The organism is Mesorhizobium sp. SP-1A, assembly GCF_032460275.1.
Classification (GTDB): Bacteria; Pseudomonadota; Alphaproteobacteria; order Rhizobiales; family Rhizobiaceae; genus Mesorhizobium.
In genome coordinates, this window is record NZ_JAVXZD010000004.1 from 451,545 (window position 1) to 471,046 (window position 19,502).

General features: G+C 65.3%; 15 protein-coding genes and 1 tRNA gene. 10 read left to right on the top strand and 6 right to left on the bottom strand.

The features are described 5' to 3' along the window. Positions 1–27: 27 nt before the first annotated feature. The 4 genes from QU595_RS20545 (at position 28) to QU595_RS20560 (ending at position 3,818) form a co-directional block, all read left to right on the top strand. Positions 28–1,542 (top strand): sugar ABC transporter ATP-binding protein, encoded by a 1,515-nt coding sequence (locus QU595_RS20545; protein ID WP_315925334.1) that lies wholly within the window; start codon positions 28–30, stop codon positions 1,540–1,542. A 15-nt stretch (positions 1,543–1,557) separates the two neighbouring features. Further along, the gene (locus QU595_RS20550; protein WP_315925336.1) at positions 1,558–2,592 is read left to right on the top strand and encodes an ABC transporter permease; all 1,035 of its coding nucleotides are present in this window, start codon (positions 1,558–1,560) and stop codon (positions 2,590–2,592) included. A gap of 122 nt (positions 2,593–2,714) precedes the next feature. Further along, positions 2,715–3,119, top strand: coding sequence for a group II truncated hemoglobin (locus QU595_RS20555; protein ID WP_315925338.1), 405 nt, complete (start codon positions 2,715–2,717; stop codon positions 3,117–3,119). A 165-nt stretch (positions 3,120–3,284) separates the two neighbouring features. After that, entirely contained in the window at positions 3,285–3,818 is a 534-nt protein-coding gene (locus QU595_RS20560; protein ID WP_315925340.1) for a hypothetical protein, read from the top strand. 82 nt (positions 3,819–3,900) lie between these two features. Here QU595_RS20560 and QU595_RS20565 read toward each other — a convergent pair. Both QU595_RS20565 and cpdR read right to left on the bottom strand, forming a co-directional pair. Next, positions 3,901–3,975, bottom strand: a tRNA-Val gene (locus QU595_RS20565). A gap of 136 nt (positions 3,976–4,111) precedes the next feature. Beyond that, positions 4,112–4,474 carry a cell cycle two-component system response regulator CpdR gene (gene cpdR / locus QU595_RS20570; RefSeq protein ID WP_018429348.1) on the bottom strand — a complete coding sequence of 121 codons (363 nt, stop codon included), beginning with the start codon at positions 4,472–4,474 and terminating at the stop codon, positions 4,112–4,114. 150 nt (positions 4,475–4,624) lie between these two features. On the opposite strand from cpdR, the gene QU595_RS20575 reads away from it, so the two are divergent. Then, a complete protein-coding gene (locus QU595_RS20575) occupies positions 4,625–5,566 on the top strand; it encodes an N-formylglutamate amidohydrolase (RefSeq protein ID WP_315925352.1) in 942 nt (313 codons plus the stop codon). A gap of 93 nt (positions 5,567–5,659) precedes the next feature. Continuing rightward, entirely contained in the window at positions 5,660–6,433 is a 774-nt protein-coding gene (gene hisN / locus QU595_RS20580) for a histidinol-phosphatase (RefSeq protein ID WP_315925354.1), read from the top strand. A gap of 36 nt (positions 6,434–6,469) precedes the next feature. Here hisN and QU595_RS20585 read toward each other — a convergent pair whose 3' ends face one another. Continuing rightward, entirely contained in the window at positions 6,470–7,480 is a 1,011-nt protein-coding gene (locus QU595_RS20585; protein WP_315925355.1) for an alpha/beta hydrolase, read from the bottom strand. Positions 7,481–7,929: 449 nt separating this feature from the next. On the opposite strand from QU595_RS20585, the gene QU595_RS20590 reads away from it, so the two are divergent. Next, positions 7,930–8,406, top strand: coding sequence for an Hsp20 family protein (locus QU595_RS20590; protein WP_315925357.1), 477 nt, complete (start codon positions 7,930–7,932; stop codon positions 8,404–8,406). Between the two features lie 75 nt (positions 8,407–8,481). Here the strand turns inward: QU595_RS20590 and QU595_RS20595 are convergent, their stop codons facing one another. Further along, positions 8,482–9,534, bottom strand: a complete 1,053-nt coding sequence (locus QU595_RS20595; protein ID WP_315925359.1) for a low specificity L-threonine aldolase — start codon at positions 9,532–9,534, stop codon at positions 8,482–8,484. 507 nt (positions 9,535–10,041) lie between these two features. Here QU595_RS20595 and gltB point away from each other — a divergent pair. The 3 genes from gltB (at position 10,042) to QU595_RS20610 (ending at position 16,762) form a co-directional block, all read left to right on the top strand. Beyond that, on the top strand, positions 10,042–14,736 hold the full coding sequence (gene gltB, locus QU595_RS20600) for a glutamate synthase large subunit (protein WP_315925712.1): 4,695 nt from the start codon (positions 10,042–10,044) through the stop codon (positions 14,734–14,736). Positions 14,737–14,873: 137 nt separating this feature from the next. Beyond that, positions 14,874–16,328: a glutamate synthase subunit beta gene (locus QU595_RS20605; RefSeq protein ID WP_315925361.1), complete on the top strand. Its 1,455-nt coding sequence runs from the start codon at positions 14,874–14,876 to the stop codon at positions 16,326–16,328. Further along, positions 16,325–16,762 carry a GFA family protein gene (locus QU595_RS20610; RefSeq protein ID WP_315925362.1) on the top strand — a complete coding sequence of 146 codons (438 nt, stop codon included), beginning with the start codon at positions 16,325–16,327 and terminating at the stop codon, positions 16,760–16,762. Before QU595_RS20605 ends, QU595_RS20610 begins: the two co-directional genes overlap by 4 nt. 5 nt (positions 16,763–16,767) lie before the next feature. On the opposite strand, the gene QU595_RS20615 is transcribed toward QU595_RS20610, so the two are convergent. Then, a complete protein-coding gene (locus QU595_RS20615) occupies positions 16,768–18,009 on the bottom strand; it encodes a DUF459 domain-containing protein (protein WP_315925364.1) in 1,242 nt (413 codons plus the stop codon). 80 nt (positions 18,010–18,089) lie between these two features. After that, positions 18,090–19,316 (bottom strand): lytic murein transglycosylase, encoded by a 1,227-nt coding sequence (locus QU595_RS20620; RefSeq protein ID WP_315925366.1) that lies wholly within the window; start codon positions 19,314–19,316, stop codon positions 18,090–18,092. Positions 19,317–19,502 lie beyond the last annotated feature (186 nt).

A 19,502-nucleotide genomic window follows, 5' to 3' on the forward strand; every position in this document is an offset into this window, starting at 1 on the left:
GGCCGCTTTTGCGGACAGGTGAGCAGCATGGACGAGAGCGAGGCCATCCCCAGCGGCGCGCCGCGTTTGCGCATGCAGGGCATTTCCAAGTCGTTCGGCGGCGTCGCGGCGCTTCGCGACGTCGATTTCGACCTGCTGGAAGGGCAGATCCACGGGCTGGTCGGCGAGAACGGCGCGGGCAAGTCCACGCTCATGAAGATCATTGCCGGCGTGCACACCGACTACCGTGGACGCATGCTTCTGGACGGGCAGGAGGTCAGGCTGCGCTCGGCGCGCGATGCGCTGAAGGCCGGGATCGGCATGGTTCACCAGGAACTCAGTGTCGTTCCCGACCTCTCCGTCGCCGAGAACGTCTATCTCGGCCAGCAGCCGGTCAAAGGCGGCTTGATCGACTGGAAGGCGATGGAGGCCGGCGCGCGCGAGCAACTGAAGAACCTTGGCATCGACGTGGATCCCAGAACGACGATGGGGTCGCTGCCGATCGGCCTGCAGCAATTGATCGAACTGGCGCGGGTCCTCTTCTCCGGCGCCCGCATCGTCATCCTCGACGAGCCGACCTCCGCGCTTTCGCCGCCCGAGGTCAGCCGGCTGTTCGAGGTGCTGCGCGGCGTGCGCGCCAGCGGCCGCTCGGTCATCTTCATCTCGCACTTCCTCGACGATGTCCTGTCCGTTTCCGACACGGTCACGATCTTCCGCAACGGCCGGCGCGTGGTGACGGAAGCGGCCTCCGGCATAGACAAGAGCTGGGTCATCGAGCGCATGATCGGCCGCGGCCACGAGACCATCGAGGAAACCTATACCGGCACCATCTCGCTGGCGGGCAATGCGGACGCGCCGGTCGTCATGTCCGTCCGCGAGCTGGGGCAGGGCCATGCCTTCGGCGACGTGTCGCTGGACGTGCGCGCCGGGGAGGTGCTCGGGGTCTACGGTTTCATGGGATGCGGACAGCTCGAACTGGCCCGCACCCTGTTCGGCAAGCTTGCGCCCACGGCCGGGGGACTCACCGTCGACGGACGGGCCGTGCGCTTCCGCAACACGGCCGCGGCGCGGCGGGCAGGCGTCGCCTTCGTGCCGGAAAGCCGCCGCTCGATGCTGTTCTACCAGGAGCCCGTGTTCAAGAACGTCTCCATCAGCATTCTGGGCCGCATCGCGCGCCTCCTCGTGAAGCCGGGCGTGGAGCGGGATATCGCGCGCAGACAGGTCGAGGCGCTGAACATCAGGCCACCCGACGTGAGGGCGCTGCTTGCCGGCCTGTCCGGCGGAAACCAGCAGAAGGTGGCGCTCGCGAAATGGCTGACCTATCCGCCGAAGGTGCTCGTGCTGTGCGAGCCGACGCGCGGCATGGATGTCGGGGCCAAGGACGACGTGGTCAAGATCGTGCGGTCGCTGCGCGACCAGGGCCTCGGTATCGTCGTGGTCTCGGCCGAACCCGAGACCGTGCTGTCGCTCGCCGACCGGATCCTGGTGATGAAGCGGGGCCGGATCGTGCGCGAATTCGCCGACCGCACGATAAGCAAGGATCAGCTGCTTGAAGCCGCCTGAGAGAGGAACCGCACGATGGGCCTAGCGCAACAGTCTCCCGGCCGGCACGGATCATCGACAGCCTGGACCTTCGTGCGCCACCAGATGCGCAACATCGCCCCGTTCGCGACGCTGATCGCCCTTCTGGTCTTCTTCAGCATCGCCAGCCCGTCCTTCCTGACGGTCGACAACGCCTACAACATCCTGACGCAGATTTCGGTCGCCGGCATCATGGCCGTCGGCCTCACCTTCGTCATCCTGTGCGCCGAAATCGACCTGTCCTTCGCGGCGATCGCGAATGTCGCCGGGATAGCGGTCGCCTATTTCACGGTGCAGGAATCCTACGTCAACATCGCCAACGTGCCGCTGCCGGGCTGGGCGGCCATCCTGCTCGCGCTTGCCGCCTGCACCGTGCTCGGCCTCGTCAACGCCTTCGGCCTGACGGTCATCGGCATTCCCTCCTTCATCATGACGCTCGCCATGATGCAGATCGCCGCCGGCATCTGCGCCCTTCTGGTGCGGGGGCAGATCATCTACGCAGTGCCCAAATTCGTCAGCACGCTCGGCTCCGGCTCCATAGCCGGCATTCCGTGGATCGTGATCGTGCTGGCGCTTTTCCTCCTGGCAGGCCATGTGGTCCTGACCTACACGCGCTTCGGGCGCTACGTCTACATGGTGGGCGGCAACCGCGAGGCGGCGGAATATTCCGGCGTCAACGTCAAGCGCGTGCTGGCGGCGGTGCTGGTCATTTCCGCCGTCTGCGCTGGCGTGGCGGGTATGCTCGGCGTCGCCTATTTCGGCAGCGCCCAGCAGAACGAGTTCGACGGCTATCTCCTCGACGCCATCGCCGCCGTGGTGGTCGGCGGCACCAGCCTTTTCGGCGGCCGGGGCGGGATCGGCAACACCATCATCGGCCTTTTCATCCTGGGCGTGCTCAACAACGGGCTCGACCATATCGAGATCGACAGTTTCCTGAAGATCCTCATTCGCGGCATCATCCTTCTCGTCGCCCTCATCATCAACGTCTATGCGCAGAGCCTCAGGGCGGCGCAGGCGGCACGGGCCGACTGATGCCGAAAACCTGTTTCAGAGTGGCTTTAACTGGGAGAAGCTTTTTTTCCCTCTGGGATAAAATATGACTCGCAAATAGATGTTTTGCTGGTAGAGTGGTCTCCGTTTTATGGAGGTCTGCCGTGGATATTGCCGCACGGAAGAAGCAGTCGCTCTATCAACGGCTCGGAGAGGAAGAGGGCGTTCGCGCTCTGGTCGAGACGTTTTACGACGTCATCGAGCAGGACGAGGAAGCCCGGGAACTGCATCTCCTGCATTTGCGCGGGTTCGGCGTCGCCCATTCGCGCGAGGAGCAGTTCAACTATCTCAGCGGGTTCCTCGGCGGGCCGCAGCATTACGTGATGAAGCACGGCCATTCGCGGCTCAAGGAAATCCACGAGCACGTGCCGATCGGGCCGGAAATGCGCGATCTCTGGCTGAAATGCATGACCAAGGCGATCGAGAAGGTCGGCATCGAGGAGGACCTCGCCACCGTGCTGATGCGCCACTTCGCCGTCGCCGCCGAGACATCCCGAAACATGGATTGAGCGAACCGTTCGGCCCGGAGCCGAAACGGGCGGTCGTCCGGCCTCCAGCATCCGCGTTGATCGCGACAGGTATATTGCGGCAACTCACGCCTGCAACACGCACCGTCGGGCTGCTATCCAACCATTTGATAATATACGATCTGCCTATTGAACTAGGCGCCCTTATTGATCTTGGCCGCGCGAAATTTCCACAATGCCATCCTCGCCAAGCTTGAGGAGGGGACAATGCTAAGAATTGGGATGGCGATCGGAGCGATATTTTTTGCATCTGCCGCCACGGCGGCCGGCGACGTGTCCGTGAAGGAAGGGGCGCGCATCGCTATCACGAGCGGCTGTCATGACTGCCACACCGAGGGCTTTGCGGAGAGCGGCGGCCAGATCGATCCCGCAAAGGCGCTGATAGGCTCTCATGTCGGGTTCCAAGGGCCATGGGGCACGACCTATCCTGCCAATTTGCGCCTTGTTCTGTCCAAGATGGACGAGGCGCAGTTCGTTCGATTTGGCCACGAGTTTAACGCGCGGCCCCCCATGCCATGGTATGCCCTGCACGCCATGACCGACGATGAATTGCGGTCGTTCTATCAGTATGTGAAATCCCTGGGTTCGCCAGGAGAGCCTGCCCCCGACTTCGTCAAGCCAGGCCAGGCGCCTAAGACGCCATTCATCGTCTTTGCCCCGCCGCAGATGCCGGCTCAGTAGTCCAAACCAGCGATCATCGATGGATTGCCTGCTCGGCTGCGGCCGGGTGGCAAAAATGCATCAATGATTTCAAAGGGCCGAATGGTGGGCGTGACAGGGATTGAACCTGTGACCCCTACGATGTCAACGTAGTGCTCTCCCGCTGAGCTACACGCCCATCCGACGCCGCGCATACACCACTTTTGCTCCGGCGCGTCAATAGCGGCAAAAGGGAAAGACAGAGGCTTTTTTGAAAGCCCTCGAATCCGGCCGTCGCGGAGGAACGCGCCGGACGTGCCGGCGCTCGCGGCCGCTCAGGCCGCGTGCAGCATTTTCTCGACCTCGTTGACGAGATCGCGCAGGTGGAAGGGCTTCGACAGGACCTTGGCGTCGCGGGGCGCTTTCGAATCGGGGTTCAGGGCGACGGCCGCGAAGCCGGTGATGAACATCACCTTGAGGTCGGGATCGATCTCGGTGGCGCGGCGGGCGAGTTCTATGCCGTCCATTTCCGGCATGACGATGTCGGTCAGCAGCAGGGAGAAAGGCTCCTCGCGCAGGCGCTCATAGGCGCTCGCACCATTGTCGAAATCGCTCACCTGGTAGCCGGCGCGCTCAAGCGCCTTGACCAGGAAGCGGCGCATGTCGTCGTCGTCTTCCGCCAGAAGAATCCTTGCCATTTTGTCCCGTCCGAATCAGCCTTGCGAGATTGCTCCCCGAACAACCTCGTTAACCATGCTGTATATGAGCGGGGGAGGGTAAACATCAAGTGAATGGTCGTGGCCGGCGGCGCTCCCGGGCGCCGAAGCGCTGGACACGGGACCCCGGCGATGGCAGGTTCGGGGCATGATCGACTATGGTGGATGGACGGGTTCGCGTTGAGTTCGGCGGTGGAGGATTTCGCGGTCGTTCCGCCTTTCGAGATCCGCGCGGGCTGCGAGCAGCGCGTGCCCTTCGTCTTCAATTCGCCCCATAGCGGCCGGCATTATCCAGACCGTTTCCTGGCGATGACGAAGCTCGACCGCAACGCCATCCGCAGGTCCGAGGACTGTTTCGTCGACGAACTGTTCGGCGGGGCGGTGGCGCTGGGCGCGCCGATGCTGGTGGCCAATTTCCCGCGCGCCTATCTCGATGTGAACCGCGAGCCGTGGGAACTCGATCCCCGCATGTTCTGCCAGCCGGTGCCGCCTTATTGCAACATCCGCTCCGCGCGGGTGGCGGGCGGGCTGGGCACGGTGCCCAGGGTGGTCGGCGAGGGGCTGGACATATATGCCGGACGCCTGCAGCTCGGGGAAGCGCTCGACCGCATCGAGACCGTCTACAAGCCCTATCACGAGACGCTGAAGCGGCTGCTGACCGAGACGCATTCGGCGTTCGGCTTCGCCGTGCTCGTCGACTGCCATTCCATGCCGGCCGGCGTGCGCGTCGGCGACTCCGGGGTGCGGCCGGACTTCATCGTCGGCGACCGTTTCGGCACCTCGGCATCGGCCGCGCTGACAAGGGCGACGACCGGTCTGCTTTCGGCCATGGGCTACACCGTCGCGCACAACAAGCCCTATGCGGGGGGCTTCATAACCGAGCACTACGGACGCCCGGCGCGGCACCTCCATGCGTTGCAGATCGAGGTCAATCGCGGCCTTTACATGGATGAGCGCACCCTGACCAAAAGCTCCGGCTTCGACGCGCTGGCCGACGACATGACCCGGCTGGCGGCCGACCTGATGGCGCTGCCCGACCACAATTTCCTCGACCTGCCAATGGCGGCCGAATAGGCGGAACCGGCGCGCCGCACATGGCGCGGACGCAACGGTTTTGCTATGAGCCGTTGGGGCCGCCGGCCTCTGCAATATTTCCGGGAGACGATGTTGGATATCTCGATCGATTTCATGCGGCGCATCGCCGAGGCCGCCGCCGCCGAGACCCTGCCGCGCTTCCGCAGCCAGGCTACGGTGGCCAACAAGCTGGCGGGCGGTTTCGACCCGGTGACCGAGGCCGACCAGGAGGCCGAGCGGGCGATCCGGGCCCTGATTTCATCTGAATTCCCAAATCACGGCATTCTCGGCGAGGAACATGGCAGCGAGAACGTCACCAGCCGCCATGTCTGGGTCATCGATCCGATCGACGGCACCCGCGCCTTCATCTCGGGCCTGCCCACCTGGGGCACGCTGGTTGGGCTGACGGAGGACGGCGAGGCGGTTGCCGGAATGATGTCGCAACCCTTCACCGGAGAGCTGTTCTACGCCAACGCCTCCGGCGCGTATTACGAAGGTCCGGGCGGTCCGCGGCGGCTGAAGACGCGCGACACCACCCGCATCGGGGACGCGACGCTGTTCACCACCACGCCGGCCCTGTTCAACGGCGCGGCACGCGAACGTTACGATCGCTTCGAGAACGAAGTGCGGCTCGCCCGCTACGGCACCGATTGCTACGCCTTCGCCATGCTGGCCGCCGGCAATGTCGATATCGTCGCCGATCCCGGCCTGAAACCCTACGACATCGTGGCGCTGATCCCCCTCATCGAAAAGGCGGGCGGCGTCGTCACCACGTTCGAGGGCGGTCCGGCGGAACTGGGCGGCGATATCGTCGCCGCCGCCACGCCGGAGCTGCACGCGGCCGCCATGGTTGCGCTGCGCGGATAGTTTGGCGCCGACCGAGAGGCCGCGAATCGCGGCGGCTCAGCCCGCCTGGCGTCGCGGCTCGGCCGCGTCCGCGTGTCCTTGCGGCGGTTCCTCCGCGCCGTCTTCCGAGCCGGGGATGAAGGCGTCGAATGCCGCCAGCAATTGCTCGCGGTAGAGGTCGGCTTCCTGCAACAGCTCGTGGCGCGCGCCCTCCACCGTCAGCAGCGAACCCAGCCGCATATGCCGCGCATAGGTTTCGATGGCGCGGGTCGAGACGACGCGGTCGGCGCCGGCCGCGACGATCAGCGTGGGGATGAGATTGCGGGCCATGAAATCCGGATCGCCGATCCTTTCGGCGGCGTCGGCCACGGCATGGAGCCAGCGGATGGAAGGACCACCCAGCGCGAGCTTCGGAAGCGCTTCGTAGATGGCGGTGTTGCGCCGGTAGCGGTCCGCGTCGCTGGTCACCGTGTTGCTTTCGAACGAAGCCGTCTGCTTGCGGCGGGGGCCGCCGGTGGCATAGAGCCGGCCAAGCCCCAGCCAGCAGAGCAGAGAAGTGATCCGGCGCACGGTGCGCATGGCGACGGGCTGGCCGGCCAGGCCGAGGAACGGCGTCAGCAGCACCATGCGCCGCACGCGGTTTACCAGCGTGGGCGAGGCCAGCAGCGCGATCGTCGCGCCTGTGGAATGGGCGAGCACGTAATAGGGGCCACGGCAATCGGGCAGCACCACCTCCCCGAACAGGCGGTCGAGATCGTCCACGTAATCGTCGAAGCGCCTGACATAGCCGCGCTCGGCATTGCGCAGCAGCCGATCCGAGCCCCCTTGGCCGCGCCAGTCCATGACCACGCTGCCCAGACCGCGCTTTTGCAGGTCCCGCACGGTCTCGAAATATTTTTCGATGCACTCGTTGCGCCCGGTCAGGATCACGACCGTGCCCTTGAGGGGGCGGGCCGTGGCGGCAAAGCGCGCATAGCGGATCTTCTTGCCGTCGCGCGCGGTAAAATAGCCGCCGGCGCTGTGCTCGGGGATGGGATTGCCTGGGGTCTCGTAGAGGACGTCCGTCATTCGGCGCTTCGGCTGGGTTTCGGGCGCCCGCATGCGTGGGCATTTGCATCGTGATAGAAGCAAATCCGGCAAAAGCAAAGCGGCTCGCCGCCATGAGGACAAGAGCGCTGCCGGAACGAGCGAGGCCGGAAGCCGCAGACTGCGCGCTTCCGGCCCCTGTCGATCCGGGAGGAAGGGACGTTACACCCGGCTCGGACTTTGCGCGGCCCATTTCGGCGCCGCCGATCGTTTCGGGATCCTTTTTAAGCGATCCTGTCTGAATGATCGCCGAAGGCGTGGTTCATCCTGCGTTCATGAAAAGAGGTCCGAAGAAGTCTTGAATCGGCTTTTCGCGGTTCCCAAATGACTGTTGCGGCCGCCGATCTCGGGGTCGCTGGTCCCAAGCAGACGCCTCCCGGGTCGCGCCATGGGCCAAACGCAAAACTTGTTGCTCAACAGGAGAACACATCATGCGTCATGTAGACTTTTCCCCGCTCTATCGTTCGACCGTCGGCTTCGATCGGCTCTTCACCATGCTGGATTCGCTGGCCCAGCCGGAAGGCGCCCAGACCTATCCGCCCTACAATATCGAGCGCACCGGCGAGAATTCCTACAGGATTTCAATGGCCGTTGCCGGCTTCTCGGATGACGAGATTTCGATCGAGGCCCATCGCAACGTGCTGACCGTCAAGGGCGAGCGCAAGGAAGAGGGCGACAAGGAAGGCTCGGAGCTGCTTTATCGCGGCATCGCCTCGCGTTCCTTCGAGCGCCGCTTCCAGCTTGCCGACCACGTCGACGTGGTGGGCGCGACGCTGAAGAACGGCCTGCTCCACATCGATCTCAAGCGCAACATCCCCGAGGAGTTGAAACCCCGCAAGATCGCGATCAGCTCGGCTTCCGCCGAGGCCAAGCAGATCGAGGCGCAAGCCGCCGAGAAGACCCACTAATCCGGTACAGTCTCCTCCCGAGACGGAAGCGGCGCCGAAAGGCGCCGTTTCTTTTTTGCGAATGCCGGGCCGGGGTTATCCGGCAAGCAGCCTGCCGAACCCGTCGATTTCCTCCGGCGTGGTGGCGAAGCTGGTCACGAAGCGATAGAGCGACTCGCCCTCGCCGATGTGGCCGTCGAAGCCGTGCGGGCTATGCCAGTCATAGAATGCGGCGCCCAGGGCCTGCATCCGCTCGGCCTCCGACTTGCGCATGATCGCGAACACCTCATTGGCCTGGGGCAGCCAGGCCAGCCGCGCCGAAGCCGAATCCTCGATCGCGGCTGCGAGACGCGTTGCCATGGCATTGGCGTGGCGGGCCGTTTCCAGCCACAGGCCGTCGCGGAAATAGGCGTCGAACTGCGCGGCCACGAAACGCGACTTGGAGAAAAGCTGGGCGGCCCGCTTGCGCAGGAAGGCCATGTCCCGGGCGCGGTCCAGATCGAAGAGCACGACGGCCTCCGCGCACCAGCAGCCGTTCTTGGTGCCGCCGAAGGAAAGTACGTCCACGCCGCGCTTCCAGGTCATCTCGGCCGGAGAGGTGTCCAGCGCGACCAGCGCGTTGGCAAAACGGGCGCCATCCATATGCAAGGGCAGGCGATGACGCCGCGCAAGCGCCGAAATCCGCTCGATGTCCTCGAGGCTGTAAACGGTGCCGGCTTCAGTCGACTGGGTGATCGATACGGCCATCGGTCGCCCCGCATGGACGAATTCGGGCGCGAAGCGGGAGAGCGCTCGTTCGAGATCGTGCGCATCGATGCGCCCGAGAGAACCGTCCACGGCACGGAGGCGGGATCCGCCGGTGAAATATTCGGGCGCGCCGCATTCGTCCTCGATGACATGCGATTCGCGGTGGCAAAAGGCTATGCCGCCGGGCTTGTTGAAGGCTGCCAAGGACAGGGAATTGGCCGCGGTTCCGGTGGCGACGAAAAACACGGCCACCTCGCGCTCGAAAATCTCCGAAAACCTGTCGGTGACGGCCTTGTCCAGCGGCCCCTCGCCATAGGCGGGACAGAAGCCGGCGGCGCTGTCCGAAAGGCTGGCGGCGATAGCGGGATGGGCGCCCGCCCAATTGTCGGAGGCGAAGAACATGTATTTTCCTGTTGCAACTTCAGATAGCCCGAAGGACGCGACCAGAGCGTCTTTGCGATTCAGCCGCAAGGGCCGACGATCGCAATTGGTGAAGCCACGCTGTGCGAAAAACAAGACTCTTCGGGGTTTTTGCGGGAAAGTTGCGACAGATTCCGTCCTCTCGAAATTTTCTATCGCAGCGCCGTTAGAAAATTTGCAAATCGGTCTTGTGCGCGATTTCGAATTCTGCCATTAATTAGGACAGCATTGCTGTCTCATTTATCGGTGTGATGCTGGGCGGAAGGGCGTATCATGCGCCGCTTGTCCGCCCGTTTTCGTGACCGCACGGACAAGCATGCCGAAGCCTGGCCCGCAGGACCGCAACCGGCGCAAGCCGGAGCCCGCCAGACGCTTCGACGCATTGTGAAGGGGGAAGCCCCCAGCTTCCCATCGAACGCAGGGCGCCCAGGGCGCACAACGGAGAACAGGACGATGAGGCAAGCGACGCCATCTGTGACGACGGATTTCATGCCGGGCGCGCAGACCAAAGCGAGCGCCGCCGAACGCGGACTGCGAACGGGCGGCAACCTGCCGGAGCGCCAAGGCCTCTACGACCCGCGCAACGAGCACGACGCTTGCGGCGTGGGCTTCATCGCCAATATGAAGAACGTGAAGTCGCACCAGATCGTCAAGGACGGTCTGTTCATGCTGGAGAACCTGACGCATCGCGGCGCGGTGGGCGCCGACCCGCTGGTCGGTGACGGCGCCGGCGTGCTGGTGCAGCTTCCCGACCGCCTGTTCCGCGAGGAGATGGCCAAGCAGGGCATAGAGCTGCCGCCTGCCGGCCAGTATGGCGTAGGTCACTGGTTCATGCCGCAGGACGCGGCCCAGCGCGCGCATATAGACGAGATCATCCGCGAGTCGGCACAGTCGGAGGGCCTGCCGCTGATCGGCTTCCGCGACGTGCCGGTCGACAATTCCTCGCTGTCCAAGGCGCCCGAGATCGCCGAGGCCGAGCCGTTCCACCGGCAGGTGTTCATCGGCCGTACGCCCGACATCGACGACGACGAGGAATATGAGGCGCGGCTCTACCTGCTGCGCAAGGTCATCTCCGGCCGCATCTATGCCGAGAACGACAACAAGGACATCGGCGCCTATTGCGTGTCGCTGTCGGCGCGCACCGTCGTCTACAAGGGCATGTTCCTGGCCTATCAGGTCGGCGCCTATTACAAGGACCTCACCGATCCGCGCTTCGAGACCGCGCTGATCCTCGTCCACCAGCGTTTCTCCACCAACACCTTCCCGTCGTGGAAGCTGGCGCATCCCTACCGCATGGTCGCGCATAACGGCGAGATCAACACGGTGCGCGGCAACAACAACTGGATGGCGGCGCGCCAGGCCTCGGTCGATTCGGAGCTGTTCGGCAACAACATCTCCAAGCTGTGGCCGATCTCCTACGAGGGCCAGTCGGACACGGCCTGCTTCGACAACGCGCTCGAATTCCTGTTCCAGGGCGGCTACACGCTGGCGCACGCCATGATGATGCTGATCCCGGAAGCCTGGGCCGGCAACAAGCTGATGAGCGAGGACCGCAAGGCCTTCTACGAATACCACGCGGCGCTGATGGAGCCGTGGGACGGGCCGGCGGCGGTGTGCTTCACCGACGGCCGCCGCATCGGCGCCACGCTCGACCGCAACGGCCTGCGCCCGGCGCGCTACATCGTCACCGACGACGACCGGGTCATCCTCGCCTCCGAGGCCGGCGTGCTGCCGGTCGAGGAAAAGCACATCGTGCAGAAGTGGCGGCTGCAGCCCGGCAAGATGCTGCTCATCGACCTCGAGAAAGGCCGCATCATCTCCGACGACGAGGTGAAGTCCGGGATCGCCGCCAAGCACCCCTACAAGAAGTGGCTGGCCAACACCCAGCTCATCCTCGAGGAACTGAAGCCGGTGGAGCCGCGCGCGCTGCGCAAGGACGTCTCGCTGCTCGACCGCCAGCAGGCCTTCGGCTACACCCAGGAAGACCTGAAGCTGTTGATGGCGCCCATGGCCGTCACCGGCCAGGAGGCGGTGGGCTCGATGGGCACCGACACGCCGATCTCGGCGATGTCGGACGAGACGAAGCTGCTCTACACCTATTTCAAGCAGAATTTCGCGCAGGTCACCAATCCGCCGATCGATCCGATCCGCGAGGAACTGGTGATGAGCCTGGTCTCGTTCATCGGGCCGCGGCCGAACATATTCGACCTCGTCGGCTCCTCGCGGCGCAAGCGGCTGGAGGTGCGCCAGCCGATCCTGACCAATGCGGACCTGGAGAAGATCCGCTCCATCGGCCACACCGAGGAGCGCTTCGACACCAAGACCATCGACATCACCTATGCCGCGACCGAAGGTGCGGAAGGCATGCCGGCCGCGATCGAGCGCCTGTGCGAGCGCGCCGAGGCGGCGGTGGCCGGCGGCTACAACATCATCATCCTGTCCGACCGCCAGATCGGCCCGGACCGCATCGACATCCCGACGCTGCTGGCGACGGCAGCCGTGCACCATCACCTGATCCGCAAGGGGCTGCGCACCGCGGTCGGGCTGGTGGTGGAATCGGGCGAGCCGCGGGAGGTGCATCATTTCTGCTGCCTGGCCGGCTACGGCGCGGAGGCGATCAATCCCTATCTCGCCTTCGACACGCTGATCGACATGCACCGGCGCGGCGAGTTCCCGCCCGAGGTGGACGAGCACGAGGTGGTGAGCCGCTACATCAAGTCCATCGGCAAGGGCATCCTCAAGGTCATGTCCAAGATGGGCATCTCGACCTACCAGTCCTATTGCGGCGCGCAGATCTTCGACGCGATCGGCCTGAAGTCCGACTTCGTGGAGAAGTATTTCACCGGCACGGCCACGCTCATCGAGGGCGTCGGCCTGGAAGAGATCGCGGCCGAGACGGTGCAGCGCCATGCCCGCGCCTTCGGCGACGACCCGGTGCTGCGCAACGCGCTGGATGTCGGCGGCGAATACATGTTCCGCATGCGCGGCGAGGCGCATATGTGGTCGCCAGACGCCGTCGCCACGCTGCAACACGCGGTGCGCAAGGGCTCGTGGGAGACGTTCAAGGAATATTCGCGCGAAATCGACGACGAGACGGCGCGCGCGCAGACCATTCGCGGCCTGTTCAAGATCAGGAACGCCAAGGAAACCGGCCGCAAGCCGGTGCCGCTTGACGAGGTCATTCCGGCGGTCGAGATCGTCAAGCGCTTCTCGACCGGGGCGATGTCCTTCGGCTCCATCTCCAGAGAGGCGCACACCACGCTGGCGCGGGCGATGAACGCCATCGGCGGCAAGTCCAACACGGGCGAGGGCGGCGAGGAGCCGGACCGCTATTTCCCGCTGCCGGACGGCACGCCGAACCCGGAACGCTCGGCCATCAAGCAGGTGGCGTCGGGCCGCTTCGGCGTGACGGCGGAATATCTCGTCAATTCGGACATGATGCAGATCAAGGTGGCGCAGGGCGCCAAGCCGGGCGAGGGCGGCCAGCTTCCCGGCCACAAGGTGGACGCCACCATCGCCAAGGTGCGGCATTCCACCCCGGGCGTCGGCCTGATCTCGCCGCCGCCGCATCACGACATCTATTCGATCGAGGATCTGGCGCAGCTCATCTACGACCTGAAGAACGTCAATCCGGCGGCCGACGTGTCGGTCAAGCTGGTGTCGGAAGTGGGCGTCGGCACGGTGGCGGCGGGCGTCGCCAAGGCGCGCGCCGACCACATCACCATTTCGGGCTATGACGGCGGCACGGGCGCTTCGCCGCTCACCTCGCTCAAGCATGCCGGCTCGCCCTGGGAGATGGGCCTTGCCGAAACCCACCAGACCTTGGTGCTGAACGGCCTTCGCTCCCGCGTGGCGCTGCAGGTCGACGGCGGCTTGCGCACCGGACGCGACGTCATCGTCGGCGCTCTGCTGGGGGCCGACGAGTTCGGCTTCTCCACCGCGCCGCTGATCGCGGCCGGCTGCATCATGATGCGCAAGTGCCATCTCAACACCTGTCCGGTCGGCGTCGCCACGCAGGACCCGGTGCTGCGCAAGCGCTTCAAGGGCACGCCCGAACACGTCATCAACTTCTTCTTCTATGTCGCGGAAGAGGTGCGCGGATTGCTGGCCGAGATGGGCTTCACCCATATCGACCAGATCATCGGCAATACCGACCTGCTGGAGAAGCGCGAGGTCATCCGCCACTGGAAGGCCAAGGGGCTCGACTTCTCGAAGATGTTCTACAAGCCCGAGGCGCCGGCGGCGGCCACGCACTGGACCGAGCGGCAGAAGCATCCGATCGACGACGTGCTCGACCGCAAGCTGATCGAGCAGGCCAGGCCGGCCCTGGAAGCACGCCAGCCGGTGACGATCGAGGCCGAGATCCGCAACGTCGACCGTTCGGCGGGAGCGATGCTGTCGGGCGAGGTGGCCAAGCGCTTCAGGCACAAGGGCCTGCGCGAGGACACGATCTCGGTGAAGCTGACCGGCACGGCGGGCCAGTCCTTCGGCGCGTTCCTGGCGCGCGGCGTGTCGTTCGAGCTGATCGGCGCCGGCAACGACTATGTCGCCAAGGGCCTGTCCGGCGGGCGCATCGTCATCCGGCCGCCGGACGACACCAGGATCGTGGCGGAAGACTCGATCATCGTCGGCAACACCGTGCTCTACGGTGCGGTGGAAGGCGAATGCTACTTCCGCGGCGTCGCGGGCGAGCGCTTCGCCGTGCGCAATTCCGGCGCCGTCGCGGTGGTGGAAGGCGTGGGCGACCACGGCTGCGAGTACATGACCGGCGGCGTGGTGGTGGTGCTGGGCAAGACCGGGCGCAATTTCGCCGCCGGCATGTCGGGCGGCGTCGCCTATGTGCTGGACGAGGAGGGCGATTTCGCCATGCGCTGCAACATGGCCATGGTCGAACTCGAGCCGGTGCCGGAAGAAGACGACCTGATGGAGAAGATGCTGCACCATGGCGGCGACATCGACCACAAGGGCCGCGTCGACGTTTCCGGCGACATGACCAGCCATGACGAGGAGCGCCTCTACCAGCTCATCTCCAACCATGCGCATTACACCGGGTCGACGCGGGCCAGGGAAATCCTCGACCGTTGGGCGGACTACCGGCCGAAATTCCGCAAGGTCATGCCGGTGGAATACCGCAGGGCGCTGCAGGAAATGGAGCGGCTGCGCATGGGCGTGGCGGCGGAATAAGCCTCCGAGTTGCCGGGAAGCCTGGCTTCCCGGCCGCTTTCAGCAAATCGGCGCCGGTTCCGAAGGTTGCTTTGGCGGCCTTATGGGACTAACGGGTGCGGCGGCAAGCCCGCCAACTGGACTTCAGGGACTGGACAATGGGCAAGGTGACAGGTTTTCTCGAAATCGACCGGCAGGTGCACAAGTACCAGCCCGCGGCCGACCGCATCCGGCACTTCCGCGAATTCACGCTGCCGATGTCGGACAAGGAGGTCGAGAAACAGGCGGCCCGCTGCATGGATTGCGGCGTGCCCTATTGCCATGGCCCGACGGGATGCCCGGTGCACAACCAGATCCCGGACTGGAACGACCTCGTCTACAGCGGCGATTGGGCGACCGCGATCCGCAACCTGCATTCGACCAACAATTTCCCCGAATTCACCGGCCGCATCTGCCCCGCGCCCTGCGAGGAGGCCTGCACGCTGAACCTCGAGGACATTCCGGTCGCCATCAAGACGATCGAGCAGGCGCTCGCCGACAAGGCCTACGAGACCGGCTACATCCGGCCCTACCCGCCGCAGGCGAAGACGGGCAAGCGCGTGGCCATTATCGGCTCGGGCCCTGCCGGCATGGCGGCCGCCCAGCAGCTTGGCCGCGCCGGCCATGAAGTCCATGTCTACGAGCGCGAGAACCGCCCGGGCGGTCTGCTGCGCTACGGCATTCCCGACTTCAAGATGGAGAAGCACTATATCGACCGCCGCGTCGAGCAGATGCAGGGCGAGGGCGTGACCTTCTTCTGCGGCGTCAATGTCGGCGTGGACAGGAAGGTGACGGACCTGCTCGCCGAGTACGACGCCGTGCTCTATTGCGGCGGCTCTGAAACACCGCGCCCGGCGGGCATTCCGGGCGACGACCTCGAGGGCGTCCATGACGCGATGCCCTATCTGGTGCAGCAGAACAAGCGCGTCGGCGGCGAGGACATCCGCTCCGTGGCCTGGCCGTCAGAGCCTATTCTGGCCGGCGGCAAGCATGTCGTGGTGGTGGGTGGCGGCGACACGGCTTCCGACTGTGTCGGCACCGCATTCCGGCAAGGAGCCGTGCGGGTGACGCAGCTCGACATCCGCCCGCAGCCGCCCGAAAAGGAAGACAAGCTGACGGTGTGGCCCTATTGGGCGACCAAGATGCGCACCTCCTCCAGCCAGGCCGAGGGCGCCGAGCGCGAGTTCCAGGTGGCGACGCTGGAATTCATCGGCGAGGACGGACAGCTTACCGGCGTGAAATGCTGCGAGGTGGATGACAAGCGCAAGCCCGTCGCTGGCACCGAATTCGTCATCCGCGCCGACCTCGCCTTCATCGCCATCGGCTTCGCCGGTCCGCTTTCCAGCGGAGTCGTGGCCGAGATGGAAGGCCAGATGCAGGTTTCAACCGACAGCCGCCGGTCGCGCAACGTGACGGCGAACGATCGCGACTACCGCACCAGCGTCGAACGGCTCTACGCGGCCGGCGACGTGCGGCGCGGTCAATCGCTGGTGGTCTGGGCGATCCGCGAGGGCCGGCAGGCCGCGCGCTCCATCGACGAGGCGCTGATGGGCTCGACCCTGCTGCCGAGATGACCACGTCGCCGAGCGACGACCGGGTCGAAATGTCCGGCGCCTGCCATTGCGGCGGCGTCCGCTTCCATGTGCGGCTAAGCGACGGCCTGCGCACGGCGCGCCGCTGCACCTGCTCCTACTGCCGTATGCGGGGCGCGGTTGCCGTGTCGGCCGAGGTCGGCGGCGTCACCATCGATCAGGGCCAGGCCCTGTTGACCGAGTATCGCTTCAATACCGGAACGGCTCGACACTATTTCTGCTCCCGTTGCGGCATCTACACCCACCACCAGCGCCGGTCGAACACCAGCCAGTACGGCGTCAATGTCGCCTGCCTGGAAGGCGTGAGCCCGTTCGACTTTGCCGAAGTTCCGGTCAACGACGGGATCGAGCATCCGGCGGACAATGACGGCCGGTCGCGGGTCGCCGGCGTGCTGAGGTTTTTCCCTTCGGCGTAAGCGCCTTATCGACGGATCGCCGTCGTCGTGTCCGGGCCGGATCCCGCGGCGGTGCCGGATTTGCCTGTAGCCGGCGCCGCTGGCTGGGGCCGTGCGGAAAACTCGTCCGCGCGCCCCGGCGAAGGCTTGGAGGCGACGCCTTCCACCACCAGCTTCTCGGCGGGCGAGACTGGCTCGGATTTCGGGCGCGGCGCAGCCCCCAGAAGCTCGGAAGCGCCGTCGAGCGCCGGATCGTCCAGCAGCATGGGCTGGGTGCGGTCGGCGAGCGCCGGGGGTGTTCCTTCGGGCTTGGCGACCTTGGGGCTGGCAGGGGCCGGCGCGGCCGGCACGCCTGTCGGGCTTGCAAGGCCGAGCAGCTTCAGCAAAGGCTTTTCGGCATAGAAGGCGACCTTGCGCTTTCCGGCGCGCGTCAGGTTGATGCCGTCGTCGGCGCGCAGGCGCACGGGCTGGCCGCTCACGTCCGGACCGGTGCTGACGAAAGCGCCGCTCTCGTCCACGAAGCCTTCCCAGATGTCCACGAACTCGCCGCCGGAGGCTTCGGCGGCTGCCTTGTAGATATCGTTGAAGGCGAGCATGTCGGCGCTCATGCGCGACAGCTTGAAGGCAGGCATGCCGACCCACAGGAACGGCACCTTCGCGGCCGAGATCGCCTTGCCCAGATCCTTGGTGCGGGCCTCGTAGGCCATCGTCCAGACATCGGAGCGCGGCGGCTCGCGCTCGTTGCCGACCTTCATCTGCTGGCGGTCGTTGGAGCCGAGCATGACCAGCACCGCCGCCGGTTTCTCGCTTTCCAGAAGCGGCCCGATCTCCTTGGACCAGTTGTAGAAATCGTCCCGCACGAAGCCCGACGAGCCCTTGGACTTGTCCACCACCCTGATGCCGGCATTGTCGGCGAAAAGTTCCTGCAAACCCTCGGCAAGGCCGCTGGCCATGAAGTCGCCGACCACCAGGACGGTGCGGGCGTCCGGCGCTTTCTCGACCGCCTGGATCTGCGGCTCGGCCGGCTGGGCGGGCGCCGCCCGCACTTTCTTGCGGGGCTTCGGCCGCTGGAGCTGCGGCGCCGGCGGGTAGACGCGCTCGGCGCGGCGCGGAAAGAAGAGGTCGCGCAGCGACCAGCCCTGCTCCTGCGCGAAGGCCGGCGACTGCATGGCGACGACGACGGCGATCGCCGCCACCATGATCGCAACGGCCGCCAGCAGGACCGGGGTCCTCAGCAGAATGTTGCGAATGCGCGTTGCCGAAGCCAAGCCGGTCTCTCCGCCTGTCCTTTTGCTTGCAGCACGATCCCGAAAGGCGCTGCGCGATTTACGGGATCATGCCCAGGAAGCTATCGCTTCCTGAGCCATTTGAGCACTTCCAAGCTCGGATTGCCGTCCTGTTCGAGGCCGGCTTGCGCCTGGAAGCTCATGATCGCGGCCTTGGACCCTTCGCCGATCTTGCCGTCGAAGCGGCCGCTGTAATAGCCGCGCTCGGCCAGCCGCTGCTGCAGTTCCTGCTTCTCGACGAAGGACAGCTTGGTGAAGGGCCTGTTCCAGTCGTGGACCAGGCCGCCATAGCCGGCGATCTCGTCGGCGAGCAGGCCGACGGCGAAGGCATATTTGTCGGCATTGTTGTAGCGCTTGATGACCGAGAAGTTCTTGATCACCAGGAAGGCGGGGCCTTCGCGCCCGCCCGGCAGCTTCAGCTCGGCCCGGTCGGACGTATTGCGGAACGCCTTGCCGTTGGCGCGGGCGACCCCCAGTGCCTGCCATTTGGCGATCGACATGGACCCGGAGGGGAACTTGCCGCTGGCGGGCAGGGCGACCTCGTAGCCCCAGGTGCGTCCCGGCTGCCAGCCGTTCCTGTGCAGCAGGTTGGCCGCCGTGGCCAGCGCGTCGGGCACGGAATTCCAGATGTCGCGCCTGCCGTTGCCGTCCATGTCCACGGCATAGGTCTGGTAGCTGGTGGGAATGAACTGGGTGTGCCCCATGGCGCCCGCCCAGGAGCCCATCAGGTGGCTTTCGTCGATATCGCCGGTCTGGAGGATCTTGAGCGCGGCGATGAGCTGCGAGCGCGCGAATTTGGCGCGCTTGGGGTCGCCATAGCCGAGCGTGGCCAGCGAGCGGATGACGTTGCGCATGATGTCGGTGCGCTTCAGCGTCTCGCCATAGTTGGATTCCATGGACCAGATGGCGAGCAGCGTGTAGCGGTCGACGCCGAAGCGCTGCTCGATGCGGTCGAGCCATGGCTTCCATTTGCGCGCCAGCGCCTGGCCGTCGGCGACGGCCTGCTCGTGCACGCGGTTGTCGAAATAGTCCCAGGCCGGCGCGGTGAATTCGGGTTGGTAGCGGGCCTTTTGCAGGACCTCGGGATCGGGATCGCTGATGCCCCGGAAGGCGCGATCGTAGACGCCGCCCGAAACGCCCGCGCTCACGGCCGTGGCGCGGAAGGACGCGATCCAGTTCCTGAAGCCGGCATCGGCAAAAGCCGGGCCGGACGGCACGATGAGGGCCAGCGAAAGGGCCGTTGCGGCGGCAACGCCGACCATACGCCTTGCGATGGCGCGAGCGAGCATGTTGTCCTCCTATAGGGTCGCAGGAAGATCAATCATTGCAGGACCCGGTTAGGATTTGGTTTACCATGGAAACCGCCGGGAACGAAAAACAACCTTTATGCTTATAGCTTGGAGAAGGGGACTGTTCATTAATCCTCAATTCAGGCGTGAAAATGTCCCGTAAAACGGGCATTGCCGAAGAAACCC

Bases quoted from the DNA above. Each gene is read 5' to 3' on its own strand.
- QU595_RS20610 (WP_315925362.1), top strand. From the start codon at position 16,325: ATGACCACGTCGCCGAGCGACGACCGGGTCGAAATGTCCGGCGCCTGC.
- cpdR (WP_018429348.1), bottom strand. From the start codon at position 4,474: ATGGCAAGGATTCTTCTGGCGGAAGACGACGACGACATGCGCCGCTTC.
- QU595_RS20620 (WP_315925366.1), bottom strand. From the start codon at position 19,316: ATGCTCGCTCGCGCCATCGCAAGGCGTATGGTCGGCGTTGCCGCCGCA.
- QU595_RS20605 (WP_315925361.1), top strand. From the start codon at position 14,874: ATGGGCAAGGTGACAGGTTTTCTCGAAATCGACCGGCAGGTGCACAAG.
- QU595_RS20550 (WP_315925336.1), top strand. From the start codon at position 1,558: ATGGGCCTAGCGCAACAGTCTCCCGGCCGGCACGGATCATCGACAGCC.
- QU595_RS20595 (WP_315925359.1), bottom strand. From the start codon at position 9,534: ATGTTCTTCGCCTCCGACAATTGGGCGGGCGCCCATCCCGCTATCGCC.
- gltB (WP_315925712.1), top strand. From the start codon at position 10,042: ATGCCGGGCGCGCAGACCAAAGCGAGCGCCGCCGAACGCGGACTGCGA.
- QU595_RS20575 (WP_315925352.1), top strand. From the start codon at position 4,625: ATGGCAGGTTCGGGGCATGATCGACTATGGTGGATGGACGGGTTCGCG.
- QU595_RS20585 (WP_315925355.1), bottom strand. From the start codon at position 7,480: ATGACGGACGTCCTCTACGAGACCCCAGGCAATCCCATCCCCGAGCAC.
- QU595_RS20545 (WP_315925334.1), top strand. From the start codon at position 28: ATGGACGAGAGCGAGGCCATCCCCAGCGGCGCGCCGCGTTTGCGCATG.
- QU595_RS20590 (WP_315925357.1), top strand. From the start codon at position 7,930: ATGCGTCATGTAGACTTTTCCCCGCTCTATCGTTCGACCGTCGGCTTC.